The organism is Herbaspirillum sp. FG34, from assembly GCF_057809315.1.
On record NZ_JBMDJS010000005.1, the window covers coordinates 1 to 14,734 of the forward strand.

General features: G+C 62.2%; 13 protein-coding genes and 1 rRNA gene. 7 read left to right on the plus strand and 7 right to left on the minus strand.

All coding sequences use genetic code 11. From position 1 onward, the window contains the following. The first annotated feature begins 117 nt into the window (after positions 1–117). Positions 118–230, plus strand: a 5S ribosomal RNA gene (gene rrf / locus ACODSZ_RS07940). A gap of 478 nt (positions 231–708) precedes the next feature. Here rrf and ACODSZ_RS07945 read toward each other — a convergent pair. The 3 genes from ACODSZ_RS07945 to ACODSZ_RS07955 are packed head-to-tail and all read right to left on the minus strand — an operon-like array spanning position 709 to position 6,529. Further along, positions 709–2,160, minus strand: coding sequence for an efflux transporter outer membrane subunit (locus ACODSZ_RS07945; RefSeq protein ID WP_283810182.1), 1,452 nt, complete (start codon positions 2,158–2,160; stop codon positions 709–711). Between the two features lie 2 nt (positions 2,161–2,162). Continuing rightward, the gene (locus ACODSZ_RS07950) at positions 2,163–5,309 is read right to left on the minus strand and encodes an efflux RND transporter permease subunit (protein WP_034349630.1); all 3,147 of its coding nucleotides are present in this window, start codon (positions 5,307–5,309) and stop codon (positions 2,163–2,165) included. An 11-nt stretch (positions 5,310–5,320) separates the two neighbouring features. Continuing rightward, entirely contained in the window at positions 5,321–6,529 is a 1,209-nt protein-coding gene (locus ACODSZ_RS07955; protein ID WP_008325245.1) for an efflux RND transporter periplasmic adaptor subunit, read from the minus strand. Here ACODSZ_RS07955 and ACODSZ_RS07960 point away from each other — a divergent pair. Both ACODSZ_RS07960 and ACODSZ_RS07965 read left to right on the plus strand, forming a co-directional pair. Beyond that, on the plus strand, positions 6,507–6,830 hold the full coding sequence (locus ACODSZ_RS07960; RefSeq protein WP_175344299.1) for a hypothetical protein: 324 nt from the start codon (positions 6,507–6,509) through the stop codon (positions 6,828–6,830). The two genes, ACODSZ_RS07955 and ACODSZ_RS07960, sit on opposite strands and share 23 nt — an antisense overlap. 294 nt (positions 6,831–7,124) lie before the next feature. Beyond that, positions 7,125–7,769 (plus strand): TetR family transcriptional regulator, encoded by a 645-nt coding sequence (locus tag ACODSZ_RS07965; RefSeq protein ID WP_175344298.1) that lies wholly within the window; start codon positions 7,125–7,127, stop codon positions 7,767–7,769. A 157-nt stretch (positions 7,770–7,926) separates the two neighbouring features. On the opposite strand, the gene ACODSZ_RS07970 is transcribed toward ACODSZ_RS07965, so the two are convergent. The 3 genes from ACODSZ_RS07970 to ACODSZ_RS07980 all read right to left on the minus strand — a co-directional run bounded on the left by ACODSZ_RS07970 (position 7,927) and on the right by ACODSZ_RS07980 (position 9,723). After that, complete coding sequence (locus ACODSZ_RS07970; RefSeq protein ID WP_175344297.1) at positions 7,927–8,250, minus strand: rhodanese-like domain-containing protein; 324 nt, start codon at positions 8,248–8,250, stop codon at positions 7,927–7,929. 27 nt (positions 8,251–8,277) lie between these two features. After that, entirely contained in the window at positions 8,278–8,943 is a 666-nt protein-coding gene (locus tag ACODSZ_RS07975) for a protein-L-isoaspartate O-methyltransferase family protein (protein ID WP_488927361.1), read from the minus strand. 150 nt (positions 8,944–9,093) lie between these two features. Then, positions 9,094–9,723, minus strand: a complete 630-nt coding sequence (locus ACODSZ_RS07980; RefSeq protein ID WP_008325254.1) for a TetR/AcrR family transcriptional regulator — start codon at positions 9,721–9,723, stop codon at positions 9,094–9,096. 145 nt (positions 9,724–9,868) lie between these two features. Between ACODSZ_RS07980 and ACODSZ_RS07985 the strand changes: the two genes are divergently transcribed. Then, entirely contained in the window at positions 9,869–10,159 is a 291-nt protein-coding gene (locus ACODSZ_RS07985) for a YkgJ family cysteine cluster protein (protein ID WP_175344295.1), read from the plus strand. Positions 10,160–10,162: 3 nt separating this feature from the next. On the opposite strand, the gene ACODSZ_RS07990 is transcribed toward ACODSZ_RS07985, so the two are convergent. Next, the gene (locus ACODSZ_RS07990) at positions 10,163–10,330 is read right to left on the minus strand and encodes a hypothetical protein (protein WP_008325257.1); all 168 of its coding nucleotides are present in this window, start codon (positions 10,328–10,330) and stop codon (positions 10,163–10,165) included. Between the two features lie 529 nt (positions 10,331–10,859). Between ACODSZ_RS07990 and ACODSZ_RS07995 the strand changes: the two genes are divergently transcribed. The 3 genes from ACODSZ_RS07995 (at position 10,860) to recQ (ending at position 14,634) form a co-directional block, all read left to right on the plus strand. Continuing rightward, positions 10,860–11,714, plus strand: coding sequence for an undecaprenyl-diphosphate phosphatase (locus tag ACODSZ_RS07995; protein ID WP_008325258.1), 855 nt, complete (start codon positions 10,860–10,862; stop codon positions 11,712–11,714). Between the two features lie 162 nt (positions 11,715–11,876). After that, positions 11,877–12,749: an undecaprenyl-diphosphate phosphatase gene (locus tag ACODSZ_RS08000; RefSeq protein WP_008325259.1), complete on the plus strand. Its 873-nt coding sequence runs from the start codon at positions 11,877–11,879 to the stop codon at positions 12,747–12,749. A 37-nt stretch (positions 12,750–12,786) separates the two neighbouring features. Beyond that, a complete protein-coding gene (gene recQ, locus ACODSZ_RS08005) occupies positions 12,787–14,634 on the plus strand; it encodes a DNA helicase RecQ (RefSeq protein WP_488927362.1) in 1,848 nt (615 codons plus the stop codon). The last annotated feature ends 100 nt before the right edge of the window (positions 14,635–14,734 follow it).

Consider the following 14,734-nt stretch of genomic DNA (forward strand, 5'->3'; position numbering starts at 1 on the left):
CAAGTTGAGCATATATTGTGTTTGCCCTAGTGCATCACACCCAAGAATCTACTAAATACTTCTTCCAGTTTGGGTTAGTTGCTGCTCCATCGAGAGCAACTGACTTTACAAGTTATGCCTGATGACTATAGCAAGTTGGTACCACCCCTTCCCATCCCGAACAGGACCGTGAAACGACTTCGCGCCGATGATAGTGCTGCAACCAGTGTGAAAGTAGGTCATCGTCAGGCTTGTTACTCCCAAGAACCCTCGTTACGAAAGTAGCGAGGGTTTTTGCTTTGGGCGGCCGGTTTGTATTGATGTCCGTTTGCCCTGGCGAGAGCCGACATCTCGCCCATACGCGACGATCAGGTACACACGTTCTCTTAGTGTTATGCACAGACCCGCAGGCCACCGGCAAGCGCTTGTGCATCAATTGACAGACAGGATCTTTGGTTTTGGTGCGTCCAGTCGGCCGTCAACCCTTGGCCCAGGCGGTTGCTGAAAAACAGGAACTTAGATTTATACACAGCCGGATTGACTGCGCACCAGGGCTGTTAATTTATGCACAGGTAAAAATCTAAGATTCCACCCGAATCCCCGCACGCATGCCGGGCACGGCAAGCACCCGGCAAACACACCCAAACGACAGACAATAAAAAAGCCGGCAGAGCCGGCTTCTTCATTTCCATCATGGCTGCATCATCATGATACGGACATGGCAACGACTTACTGCTTCGTCGCCACCGTCACCGTATTCTCATGGATGCCCCCGCCCAGTGCCTTGTACAGATCAATCGCATTGTTCAAGCGCAACTGCCGCGCCTGAATCAAGGCCTGCTGCGCCGAGAACAGATCACGCTGCGCATCCAGCTGATCCAGCGAAGACGCAATGCCGTTCTTGAAGCGCAGGTCGGTCAGTTTCAAGCGTTCCTGCTGGGCCGCCAGGAAAGCCTCCTGTGCCTTGACCTGATCCTCCAGCGAACCACGCGCCACCAGCGCATCAGCCACTTCGCGGAAGGCAGTCTGGATGGTCTTCTCGTAAGTCACCACGGCCTTGTTCTTGCGAACTTCGGCCAGATCCAGATTGGCGCTGTTGCGTCCGAAGTCGAAAATCGGCAGAGACAGCGAGGGACCAAAGCTCCACGCGCCCGAACCTGACTCGAACAAGCCTCCCAGCGTGCTGCTGGCACTGCCGAAGCTGCCGGTGAGCGAAATGCGCGGGAAGAAGGCCGCGCGTGCCGCGCCGATGTTGGCGTTGGCTGCCAGCAGACTCTGCTCGGCCGAACGGATGTCCGGACGATTGATCAGCAGGTCCGACGGCAGACCCGCCGGAATATCGGTGACGATCTTCTCATCCGACAGCAACTGCGCAGGCGGCAGATCCCCTACCTTCTTGCCCACCAGCAGCGTGAGCGCATTCTCGGCCTGCGCACGCTGGCGCTCCAGCTGAGCCTTGGCCACTCGGGCCGACTCGACCAGCGTCTGCGTCAGACGGAAGTCCAGCGCAGAACTAGCGCCCACGTCGAAGCGCCGCTTTGCCAGGTCAAGATCGGTCTCGCGCGACTTCAGGGTGTCATTGGCCAGCTGCAGCTGTTCTGCATAGGAGCGCTCGGACAGATACGCCTGTGCCACCTGTGCCACCAAACTGATCTGTGCCGACTTCTGGGCCTCCTCTGTGGAGAGATAAGTCGCCAGCGCCGCATCCTTCAGGTTGCGTACGCGGCCGAAGAAGTCCAACTCGTAGGCTGGCACCGCCAGGCCGACCTGATAGCTGTTGCTGATGAACGGCTGCCCCGTCAGCGACTGACTGGCCGCAGTACGCGCGCGCGCAGCGCTGCCAGTGACGTTCAGGTTGGGCAGCAGATCAGCGCGGGCGATCTGATACTGCGCACGCGCTTCCTCGATGTTGAGCACGGCCGTGCGCAGGTCACGGTTGTTCTCCAGCGCAGCGGCGATCAGTTGCTGCAGACGCTGGTCCGGGAAGAACTGGCGCCAGCCCAGATTGACAGCCTGCAGCTCGGCACGGCCTGCTGCATCAGCCGGATAGGCCGCTTCCACCGGCGCTTGCGGACGGTCATAAGTGGGGGCCAGCGAGCAGCCCCCCAGTACGCCGGCCACCATCAGCGCTGCGCATAATTGCAGCAGGCGAGGCGAGCGCGGCAACGACATATTGGTCATTGTCATTCTCCACTATCAATCTTGGGCGAGTGGTCGGCGTCAAACTTGCGCTGACGCTCGCTGCCCTTGAAAATCTTGCGCACGACCACGAAGAAGATCGGCACCAGGAACACGGCCAGCACGGTGGCGGTAATCATGCCGCCCATCACGCCGGTACCAATGGCGCGCTGGCTGGCAGAACCGGCACCAGAGGCGATGGCCAGCGGCAACACGCCAAGAATGAAGGCCAGCGAGGTCATGATGATGGGACGGAAGCGCAGGTGCACCGCTTCCAGCGTCGCTTCGATCAGGCCCTTGCCTTGCGCTTGCAGATCCTTGGCGAACTCGATGATCAGAATCGCGTTCTTGGCCGACAGACCCACCACCGCAATCATCCCCACCTTGAAGTAAACGTCGTTGGGCATGGCGCGCAGCGTCACCCCAAGCAGCGCACCCAGGATACCCAGCGGCACCACCAGCATCACCGCCAGCGGAATCGAGGTGCTTTCATACAATGCGGCCAGCACCAGGAATACCGCGATCAGCGACAGCGCATACAGGGCAGGGGCCTGGTTGCCGGAGGTCTTTTCTTCCAGCGACTGGCCGGTCCATTCGAAACCGAAGCCCGGCGGCAGCTTGGTCACGAAGGATTCCATCTCGGCCATGGCTTCACCGGTACTGCGGCCAGGGGCTGCACCGCCGGCGATCTTCATGGCCGGATAGCCGTTGTAGCGGATCAGCTGCACCGGACCATTGATCCACTTCGCGGTCACGAAGGCCGAGAAGGGCACCATGCCGCCATTGGCGTTGCGGGCGTACAAGTTGGTCAGATCTTCAGGTTGCAGGCGGCGATTGGCATCGGCCTGCACGATCACGCGCTGCTGACGGCCCTGGTTGGGGAAATCGTTCACATAGGCCGAACCCAGCGCCGTGGAGAGCACGCTGTTGATCGTCGAGAACGGTACGCCCAGCGCATTGGCCTTGTCGCGGTCGATGTCCAGTTGCAGCTGCGGCGCATCTTCCAGACCTTCCGGACGCACCCCGGCCAGCACCTTGCTCTGGGCTGCCATGCCCAGGATCTGGTTGCGAGCCTGCACCAGTGCAGCGTGACCCAGACCGGCGCGGTCCTGCAGACGGAAGGTGAAGCCGGTCGCATTGCCCAGTTCCGGAATCGGCGGCGGGTTCAGCGGGAAGACGATCGCATCCTTGATCCGCGAGAAGGTGCCGAATGCCTTGTGAGCAATCGCATCAGCCGATTGCGACTTGTCGCGCTCGGACCAGTCCTTCAGCGGAGTAAACACCAGTGCCGCGTTCTGACCATTACCGGAGAACGAATAGCCCAGCACCGCAATGGCATGCTCCACCGCCGGATCCTTGAGATAGTACTGCTCGATCTGCTTGACCACCTCGGTAGTACGCGCGGTACTCGCGCCCGGCGGCAGCTGCACGTTGGTGATGATGTAGCCCTGGTCTTCGTTGGGCAGGAAGGATGCCGGCAGGCGCACATACAGCAGGCCCACGCACGCCACGATGACCACGTAGACGATCATGTAGCGCCCGGCCTTGCCCAGCATGCGAGCGATCAAGCCCTGGTAGCCATTGGCGGTGGTGTTGAACTTGCGGTTGAACCAGCCGAAGAAGCCCTTCTTCTCGTGGTGATGCCCCTTTTCCACCGGCTTGAGGATGGTCGCGCACAGCGCCGGCGTGAGAGTGAAGGCCATCAGCACCGAGAACACCATCGAGGCCACCATCGACAGCGAGAACTGGCGATAGATCGCCCCCACCGCGCCACCGAAGAAGGCCATCGGGATGAACACTGCGATGAGCACCAGGGTGATACCGATCAGCGCGCCGCTGATCTGACCCATGGCCTTGCGGGTGGCGTCGGCAGGCGAGAGACCTTCCTCGCTCATGATGCGTTCGACGTTCTCCACCACCACGATGGCGTCATCGACCAGGATACCGATGGCCAGCACCATGCCGAACATGGTCAGCACGTTGATCGAGAAGCCGAACAGCAGCAGCGTGGCAAAGGTCCCCAACAGCGCCACCGGCACCACGATGGTCGGGATGATGGTGTAGCGGATGTTCTGCAGGAACAGGAACATCACCAGGAACACCAGCACGATGGCTTCGATCAGGGTCTTGACCACTTCCTCGATCGAGATCTTGACGAACTTGGAAGTGTCGTACGGGATGGTGTATTTCACGCCCGCCGGGAAGTACTTGGACAGCTCTTCCATCTTCTTGTGCACGGCCGTGGCGGTACCCAGCGCATTGGCAGTGGGCGAGAGCTGCACGCCGATGAAGGACGAGGGCTTGCCATCCAGGCGACCGGACGTGTCATAGCTCTGGCCACCGACTTCGATGCGGGCCACATCGCGCAGGCGTACGCTGGAGCCATCGGCATTGGCGCGCAGCACGATGTTGCCGAATTGCTCGGGCGAGGTCAGCTGACCGTTCACCACCACGGTGGCGGCGATCTGCTGGGTGCCCGGGCTGGGCAAGGCACCCAGGGTACCGCCGGCCACCAGTGCGTTCTGTGCCTGGATGGCCGCCGTCACGTCGGCCGGAGTCAGGCTCAGGCCGATCAGCTTGTTCGGGTCGATCCAGATGCGCATGGCGCGTTCGGTACCGAACAGCTGCGCCTGACCGACACCGGGCACGCGCTTGATTTCGTTCAGGACATTGCGCGACAGATAGTCACCCAGAGCCACCGGATCAAGCTTGCCATCGGTGGAAGACAAACCGATGAAGAGCAGGAAGTTGGAACGCGACTTGGTCACCTGCACGCCCTGTTGCGTCACGGCCGCCGGCAGGCGGGCCTCGACGCGCTTCAAGCGGTTCTGCACATCCACCGCCGCCAGGTCCGGATTGGTTTCCGGCGAGAAGGTGATGGTGATCTGCACCTGGCCGTTGGCCTGGCTTTGCGACTCGATGTATTGCAGGCCATCGGCGCCGTTCATTTCCTGTTCGATCAGGCTGGTCACCGAATCGTCCAGGGTCTGTGCGGTTGCACCCGGATAGGTGGCCGTGACCACAATGGTCGGCGGCGCAATGTTGGGGTACTGGGACACCGGCAAGCCGGTGATGGCCAGCGCACCGGCCAGCATGATGAAGATCGCTAGCACCCACGCAAATACGGGGCGATCAATAAAGAACTTTCCCATCTGGCAGCCTCTTAGTTAGCTTTCGGTTGGGCACTCGCGTCCTGCTTGGCCGGCTGGCCCGCAGCAGCGGCGGGAGCGCCCGCGGGACTCCATTGGACCGGCTTGACGGTGGCGCCCGGGCGGACCTTCTGCAGACCCTCCACGATCACGCGATCACCTTCCTTCAAGCCATCGAGAATCTGCCAGTTGTTGCCGCGTGCGCCGCCGGTCTTGACCGGACGCGGTTCGACCTTGTTCTCGGCATTGACCACCATCACGATCGAACCGCCGGCGTCGCGCATCACAGCCTGTTGCGGCACCAGCAGAGCCTGCTCATCGACAGCCTGCTCGATCTTGGTCCGCACATAGGTCCCCGGCAGCAGCAGGCGCTTGGGATTGGGGAATTCGGCGCGCAGCGAGACCGAACCGGTGCTTTCATCCACACTCACATCGGAGAACAGCAGCTTGCCCGGCTGGTCGTAGGGCTGGCCGTTTTCCAGCACCAGGGTCACGCTGGCCTTGTTGTCGCCGACCTTCTTCAACTGGCCGGCCGCCATGGCCTGCTGCAGCCTCAACAGATCGGCGCTGGACTGGGTCACGTTGACATAGATCGGATCGAGCTGCTGCACCAGGGCCAGCTGGGTGGCATCCCCCTGGCCCACCAGGGCGCCCTCGGTCACCAGCGCGCGGCCGATACGGCCGGAGATGGGCGAGGTCACGGTGGCATAGCCCAGGTTCAGGCTGGCCGTCTGCACGGCCGCCTTGCCGGCGGCCACGTCGGCTTCGGCCTGCTTCTGGGCCGCCACGGCGTTGTCATATTCTTGCTTGGAGACGGCATTGACTTCCACCAGCGGCTTGTAGCGCTGCGCGGTCAGCGAAGTCTGGGTCAGGTTGGCCTGGGCGCGTGCCAGCGTGGCTTGTGCGCTTTCCAGGCTGGCCTTGTACTGGGCCGGATCGATCTTGAAGAGCACCTGGCCTGCCTTGACCTCGCTGCCTTCCTTGAAGACGCGCTTTTGCACGATGCCCGCCACCCGTGCGCGTACCTGCGCCACGCGGAAGGCTTCCACCCGGCCCGGCAGTTCATTGGTGATGGCCACGCGCTGCGGGGTGATGGTCACCACCGAGACTTCGGCCGGCGGCATCGGGCCGCCTTGCGCGGCGGGTTTCTGTCCGCAGGCAACCAGCGCGGCGGCAACGGCGACGGTCATGGTGAGGCGCGTGAAACGACTGACTGAGCTCATAGATATCTCGCACGAAAGTAAAGTTGAAGCCGCCAGGGGCGGCGATGAAACGAATTCGGTAGAACCGGTCACGACGATGATGCTGACCCTGTCATCCACAGTCGGAGGGGATGGATGTTCCAGGGCGCAGGTTGTTGCAATGCAAAAGATCCCCACCGGCCTCGCGGCCAGGGTGATGAATTTTTTTGCACTTGATGAACGGCAGGGACTTGAAGCGGATGCTATTATACATACATCCATGAATGTATGTATTTCTTCTCAACATCACATTAATTTAGCAAAATTGTTCGAGACGGCGTAGCAAAATATGAGCGATACCTTGCATTTTCGTGCGAAAGGGACTCAGATGCCGTCTTCGCTGCCGAGAACCTGAGCTCTTCCCTCTGCACAGCGGGTGTTGCCGCGCTGCCAGGAAGACGAAACAGAGGCCCTGATATTGTGCATGAATCTCACTTATTTCTTCATGACCATTGCTGCGCACATGAAGCCTTTGACGAATATGCGCCCGCGCCGGATGATGTGCATTTGCAACATGCGCATGGGATGGCGGGCCTGATGGGCGGCGTCATCGTTCTTTCTGCTGGAGCTTGCTGACATGGCCCGATCGACCAAGGAAGAAGCGCTGGAAACCCGTTCCCGCATCCTTGATGCGGCCGAGCAGGTGTTTCATGAGCGCGGCGTCTCCCAGACCTCGCTGGCCGACGTGGCCAAGGCGGCCGAGGTCACGCGCGGGGCCATCTACTGGCATTTCAAGAACAAGAGCGATCTGTTCGACGCCATGTGCGAGCGCGTGCGCCTGCCCATGGAAGCGGTACTGGAGGAGAATGCCAGCCCGCAGGTCGCAGATCCGCTGGGCCAGTTCCTGCGCAGCGGTGTCTATGTGCTGACCATGGCTGCGACGGACGAGCGCTGCCGGCGCGTGTTCGACATCATCTTCAACAAGTGCGAATTCGCCGACGCCCACGACCCCATTCTCATCCGCCAGCGCGAATGCCATGTGGACGGGCTGTTGCGACTGGAGCAGATCCTGCTCAACGCGGTTGCGCGCGGTCAGCTTCCGGTCACGCTGGATATCCGCCTGGCCTGCCTGGCGGCGCATGCCACCTTCAGTGGCTTGCTCACCGACTGGTTCTTTTCGCCGGACAGCTTCGACCTGGTCAAGGACGGCGAACGCATCCTGGCGGCCTCGCTCCATACCCTCAAGACCGCGCCGTCCCTGCAGAAGGTGCAGCCGGACTGAATCCCTCAAGACCCGGGCGGTTCTCAGGCGATATGAAGTAAAAAGCAAAAAAACAGGGAAAATCAGGCAGGCCGGAGAACCCGGCCCCCGTCTGGTCGGCCTGCGCCATGTGCATGACGCCCGCCGGCCAGAGTGCGATATGAAGCGATAGACCGGATCAGTAGGTCGGCATCGCGGGGTCGACCTCATTGGCCCAGGCATGTACGCCGCCGCTCAGGTTGATCACCCTGGTAAAGCCCTGGCGCTCCAGGAAGGCCGCCACCTGCATGCTGCGTCCGCCGTGATGGCAGATGCAGACCACCGGCTGCTCTTCATCGAGCTCCGAGAAGCGGCCGGGAATGGTGTTCATCGGGACCAGCTGCGAACCGGTGATGTGGCAGGTCTGGTGTTCCCAGGGTTCGCGCACATCCAGCAGCAGGGGCGTGGGGCGGTCCGGATCGTTGATCCAGGCTGCCAGTTCCGGGGCAGAGATGTGCTCCATGATGCTTTCCTGTCTCGGCCTGGTGATTCAGAACGTGAAGTGGGACGGCGTAATCGCTGCATGCAGCGGCTTGGCCAGGGTTTCCACGATATTGACGGTCTCGAAGGCGTGTTCCGAGGTGCGGGTGATCAGTTGCAGTTCCATCACCGGGGCCGAGCCGACGATGGCCAGCAGGCGGCCACCGATCTTGAGCTGCTTGCCGAAGGCTTCCGGCAGCACCGGCAGCGAGCCGGAGATGACGATGACGTCGTATTCAGCTGCCTTGCCGTCGGCACCGGTCCAGCCCTGCGCGCCATTGCCCAGTTGCACGTCCACATTGGCCACGCCGTAGTCGGCCAGGTTCTGCTCGGCCAGGGCCTTCAGTTCGGGGGAAATTTCCACGGTCGTCACGTGACGGGCCTTGTGGGCCAGCAGGGCCGCCATGTAGCCCGAGCCTGCGCCGATTTCCAGCACGTATTCGTGCTTCTTCACATTGGCTTCCTGCAGGATGCGCGCTTCGATCTTGGGAGCCAGCATGTTTTCACCACCCGGCAGCGGGATCTCGGCGTCGAAGAAAGCCAGGCTGCGATAGGCGGCCGGGACGAATTCTTCTCGCTTGACGACCATCAGCAGGTCCAGCACATCCTGCGCCAGCACGTTCCAGGGGCGGATTTGCTGCTCGATCATGTTGAAGCGGGCTTGTTCGATATTCATGGCGGTGGCTCGATTAATCAATTGCGACGGAAAGGCAGCATTTTAGCAAACACCGCCGCCCTAATCAGCCCATCTGTGTGGGGAATAAGCCCAGCGGCAGGCTTGTGTTGCGGGTTTTCCTCAATGCAATGCGAGCGTGTCAGGCTGGCATCAGGTGTTCAGTCCATTCAGGCAGAGGTCGATCATGCTCTGCAGGTAGGCTTGCGGATCGATGGGATCAGCCGCGCAGGGTGCGAGTGAGCGTTCCCACAGCATCAGCATGATGAGGGGGGCGATGATGACCTTCTTCATCGCCTGGGCATCGATGTGGCGAAATTCCCCGCGCGCCATGCCGCGTTCGAGCACGCGTACCACCGTGGCGTCGCCGCGGGCGGTGATCTCGTCATGGTAGAAGCGCGCCAGCTCGGGGAAGTTGCCGGATTCGGCCACCATCAGCTTGGCAATACCCATCACGCCGGAGTGCGAGGCGGCCTGCCACCAGTGCATGATGAGCTCGCGCAGCAGTTCGCCGCTGCTGCCGGCATGGCCCTCGATGCGCGCCTCGGCCTGGTCCAGCAGGGGCAGCATGTTGGTACGCACCACCGACTTGAAGAGGCTTTCCTTGCCGTCGAAGTAGAGATAGAGCGTGCCCTTGGAGACGCCCGCGCGGGCCGCCACGTCTTCCAGGCGGGTGGCGGCATAGCCGCGTTCGACGAACAACTCCAGAGCCGCCGCCAGCAACTCCTGGGGGCGGTCCTGCTTGCGTCGTTCCCAACGCGGTTCTTTGGCCGATGCTGACATGAGAAACAAGATTACCGGGACGGGGCACTGTAAGTGGCAAATCGCGCCGGCGTCAAGCGAGCAGCGCAAGCCCTCCACGCAAGCCGCAGAGAGCACGATGCACTACAATGCAGTCCCCGCATACCACCGGCCACCAGGAAAGCCCATGAACTGCCGAGACGCATGCGGCGCCTGCTGCATCGCCCCCTCCATCACCAGCCCGATTCCCGGCATGCCGCATGGCAAGCCGGCCAATGTGCCCTGTGTGCAACTGGGGGAGGACATGCGCTGCAAGATCTTCGGCCAGCCGGAGCGTCCGGCCTTCTGCGCCGGCTTGCAGCCTTCGCTGGAGATGTGTGGGCAGAACCGCAGCCAGGCCATTACCTGGCTCAGTGAACTGGAGACGCTGACCGCGCCGGGCAGCAAGGCTGGCCGGCGACCGGAAGAGGAAGCCTGAAGTTTAGAAGGCTTCCTCGCGCCGCCGTCGCGCTTCTTCGCGAATATCCTCGATGAGCCGCCGGGTATCCACCTTTTCCTTGAGGTGGGCGGCATGGGCTTCACGGCTGATGGGAGCGATGGTGGTCAGCTCCTTCAGATCGGCAGTACTTTCTTCGTGTCGATGATGCACCGCTGCTCCTGAATCGATAAAAGGGAGGGAGGAACCCTGCCTTTGTACCACGGATCGGCATCATCTGGCGAGTTTGGCATCAAATGAGCGCTGATACGGGGCCGATGTGTCCTGATCCGGGTCCCGGCGAAAGATCTCCCTGCACCGCCCGGCAGGCCGCCTCCCGCTCCTGCCCCGCAGGGGATGGGATGAATGAAAAGTCAGCTTCGTGCGAATGGCTGACAGGAAAACGCGAGTTTTGTCACCCTGCTAAGGTAAAATCCGTTTTTGTTGCAGCGCACCGAGTGCACTTTCTGCGTGCCGGTGAGGTCCAAAGGCCGCTTGATGGCAACGCAAACCGTCCTGCCCGGGTTTGGGCGGCCCCGTGACCGTGCTTGACGGTAGCCGGCCACCCAAAAACGGGAGATTGCTTCACCCGTTTGCGTATCCAGGCGCCCGGAGGGCCGAATTGGCGGGCTTTCGGGCCCGGCAGCAGCAATTTCCTTCATTTCCCTTCAACCCCACCACCACAGCCACTCACAGCACCCGTATGGACACTCTCCTCGCGCTCAAGGCGCTCATCATGGGCATCGTCGAAGGCCTGACCGAATTCCTGCCCATTTCCTCCACCGGCCACCTGATCCTGACCAACAGCCTGTTGCAGTTCACGGGTCCCGAATTTTCCAAGGACAAGGCCGACGTCTTCGAGATCGTCATCCAGGCCGGCGCCATCCTGGCGGTGTGCTGGGAGTACCGTGCGCGCATCGCTGCCGTGTTGACCGGCTTGTTCACCGACCGCAAGGCGCAGCGCCTGGTGATCAACCTGATCATCGCCTTTCTGCCGGCGGCCATCCTGGGCCTGCTGTTCAGTCGCCGCATCAAGGAAATGCTGTTCAACCCGGTCTCGGTGGCGATCGCCTTCATCGTCGGCGGCCTCATCATCCTGTGGGTGGAGCGTCGCAACAAGGACCGCATGAGCATGGCCTCGGCCCGCGTCGAAACGGTAGACGACATGACCGCCCTGGACGCACTCAAGGTCGGCATCGCCCAGGCCTTCGCCCTGATCCCCGGTACCAGCCGCTCGGGCGCCACCATCATCGGCGGCATGATGTTCGGCCTGTCGCGCAAGGCGGCCACCGAGTTTTCGTTCTTCCTGGCCATCCCCACGCTCTTCGCCGCCACCCTCTATTCGCTCTACAAGGAACGCGCCCTGCTGTCGGCTGCCGACGTGCCGCTGTTCACCGTGGGTACCGTGGCCGCCTTCGTCTCGGCCTTCCTGTGCGTGCGCTGGTTGCTGCGCTACATCAGCTCGCACGATTTCACCATCTTCGCCTGGTATCGCATCGTCTTCGGCATCATCGTCCTGGTGACTGCCTATACCGGCGTGGTCGCCTGGGTGGAGTGATCCAGCGGCGCCTGACATCGCACAGCGCATGCCTGTGCGGACGTCAGGCGCCTGTCAGCCCGCGCCCCGGCGGGCGCGGTACACTGCTGCACCCGTGGCCGGCCTTGCTGCCGGCACCGGTTCACAACATTCTTTTCGCCAACTCCCTTCAGAGCACACCCCATGGCCAACGTCTGCAGCGCCGGGCTTGATATCGGCTTTGCCTCCCTCAGTTACGCGCAGATCGGTTTTCTCGGCATCGTCCAGGGCATCACCGAACTGCTCCCCATTTCCTCGACCGCCCACATGCGCGTGGTACCGGCCTTCCTGGGCTGGCATGATCCGGGCTCGGCCTTTTCCGCCGCCATGCAGCTGGCGGCGCTGGCCGCCGTGATCAGCTACTTCCGGCGCGATGTGACGGCGGTGACCGGTGGCAGCCTGGCTGCCTGGCGTCGCCGCGATTTCACCGATCCCATGTTCAGGCTGGCCGTGGCCATCCTCCTGGCCACCATTCCCATCGGCATTGCCGGACTGGCCTTGTCGCACGTGCTCAACGCCTGCGGCTCGCCGCTGCGCAGCCTCTCCGTGATCGGCTGGTCCTGCATCGTCATGGCGGTGCTGCTGGCGATCTCGGAACTGGTCTGCCGCCATCGCCGCAGTGTCGACCAGATGCGCCTGCGCGATGCCATGATCGTCGGGCTGGCACAGGTCGGTGCGCTCATCCCGGGGGTCTCGCGTTCCGGCTCCACGCTCACCGCCGCGCTGTTCCTGAATTTCCGTCGCGAGGAAGCCGCGCGCTTTTCCTTCCTGCTGGGTTTGCCTGCCATCGCGCTGGCTGGCTTGAAGGAGCTGGCCGTGCTGCTGCATGCGCATATCCCGCTGCAAGCCTGGGGCGTGCTGCTGTTCGGCCTGGTCGTGGCAAGTGTCTCGGCTTTTGTCGCCATCTGGGGCTTGATGAAATTCCTGGAGCGTTTCTCGACATGGCCCTTCATCGTCTATCGAGCTGCGCTGGGTGTTTTCCTGCTGTTGGCGGTGTCGCGGGGCTGGCTGCAATAAAATAGCGCCTTTGCTACGCAGCAGCTTCAGGTTTTCCATGGTCGATTTCGATTCCCTGCCTCCCGGCGCCACCCAGCAGGAACGTGCACTGCACGTGCTGGAAACGGTGTTCGGCTACTCGTCCTTTCGCGGTCATCAGGGCGAGATCGTCCAGCACGTCGCCGGTGGCGGGGATGCCTTGGTGCTCATGCCCACCGGCGGCGGCAAATCGCTCTGCTACCAGGTCCCGGCGTTGCTGCGCGCGGGCACTGGCGTGGTGGTCTCGCCGCTGATCGCGCTGATGCAGGACCAGGTCGATGCCTTGGCCGAAGTCGGGGTGCGCGCCGCCTTCCTCAATTCCACCCAGAGTTTCGACGAAGCCCTGCAAATCGAGCGGCGCCTGCGTCAGGGGGATCTGGATCTGCTCTATGTCGCCCCCGAACGCCTGATGACGCCGCGCTGTCTGGAGTTGCTGGAGTCGGCCCGCATCTCGCTGTTCGCCATCGATGAAGCGCACTGCGTCTCGCAATGGGGCCATGATTTCCGTCCGGAATACATCAAGCTCTCCATCCTGCACGAGCGTTTCCCGCAGGTGCCGCGCATCGCGCTGACGGCCACCGCTGACCAGCAGACCCGCGAAGAAATCATCCACCGCCTGCAACTGGAAGATGCGCGCCAGTTCGTTTCTTCCTTCGACCGTCCCAACATCCGTTACCAGATCGTCGAGAAGGCCAACGGCCGCAAGCAGTTGCTGGACTTCATCAAGAGCGAACATCCGGACGATGCCGGCATCGTCTACTGTCTCTCGCGCAAGAAGGTCGAGGAGACTGCCGAGTTCCTGCGCGGCGAGGGCCTCAATGCGCTGGCCTATCACGCCGGCATGGACTATGCGCTGCGCACCAGGAACCAGGCGCGCTTTCTGCGCGAAGACAAGATCGTGATGGTGGCCACCATCGCCTTCGGCATGGGCATTGACAAGCCCGACGTGCGCTTCGTCTGCCACCTCGACCTGCCCAAGAGCGTGGAAGGCTATTACCAGGAAACCGGACGCGCCGGCCGCGACGGCCTGCCTGCCGACGCCTGGATGGCCTATGGCCTGCAGGATGTGGTGCAGCAGCGCCGCATGATTGACGAATCCGAAGCCGACGAAACCTTCAAGCGCGTGCTCGGCACCAAGCTCGACGCCATGCTGTCTCTGTGCGAGACCTTGCACTGCCGGCGCGTGCACCTGCTGGATTATTTCGGCGAGCCATCCAGCCCCTGCGGCAATTGCGATACCTGCCTCACGCCACCGGTTTCCTTCGATGCCACGGTCGAGGTGCAGAAGCTGCTCTCTACCGTCTACCGCGTCGAGCAGCGCTTTGCGCCCGGCCATGTGATCGAGGTGCTGCGTGGCATCGATGGCGAACGCGTCAAGCAGTGGCGTCACGACCAGCTTTCCGTCTTTGGTGTCGGCAGTGATCGTGGCGAGGCTGAATGGCGTGCCATCCTGCGCCAGGTGATCGCCCTGGGGCTGCTGACCGTGGACGCCGAGAACTACAGCGCCCTGAAGCTCACCGAAGCCGCCCGCCCGGTACTGCGCGGCGAGCAGCAGGTGCAGTTGCGCCGCTACCGCAAGCCGGAGAAGGCCAAGCGCAGCTCGCAGCGCTCCGGCTTCGTCGAGACCAACCTCAGCAGCGAAGAACAGGCGCTCTTCGAGAAGCTGCGCTGGTGGCGCGTGGAGACGGCGCGCGAACACAACGTGCCGGCCTACGTCATCTTCCACGATGCCACCATGCGCGAGATCGCCAAGGCGCGGCCGCAGTCGCTGGATGCGCTGCGCCACGTCACCGGCGTGGGCGAGAAGAAACTGGAGACCTATGGCGCCCAGATCATCGCCCTGATTGCCGAAATGCAGGGTGGATAGCGGCAAGAGTCTGGGGGAGGGTGGAAAATGGACGATATGAAGTTTTCTGCATCAGTTGCCCCGTAGGTCCCATGAAAAACGGCATGTCCTGTGAAGGAAC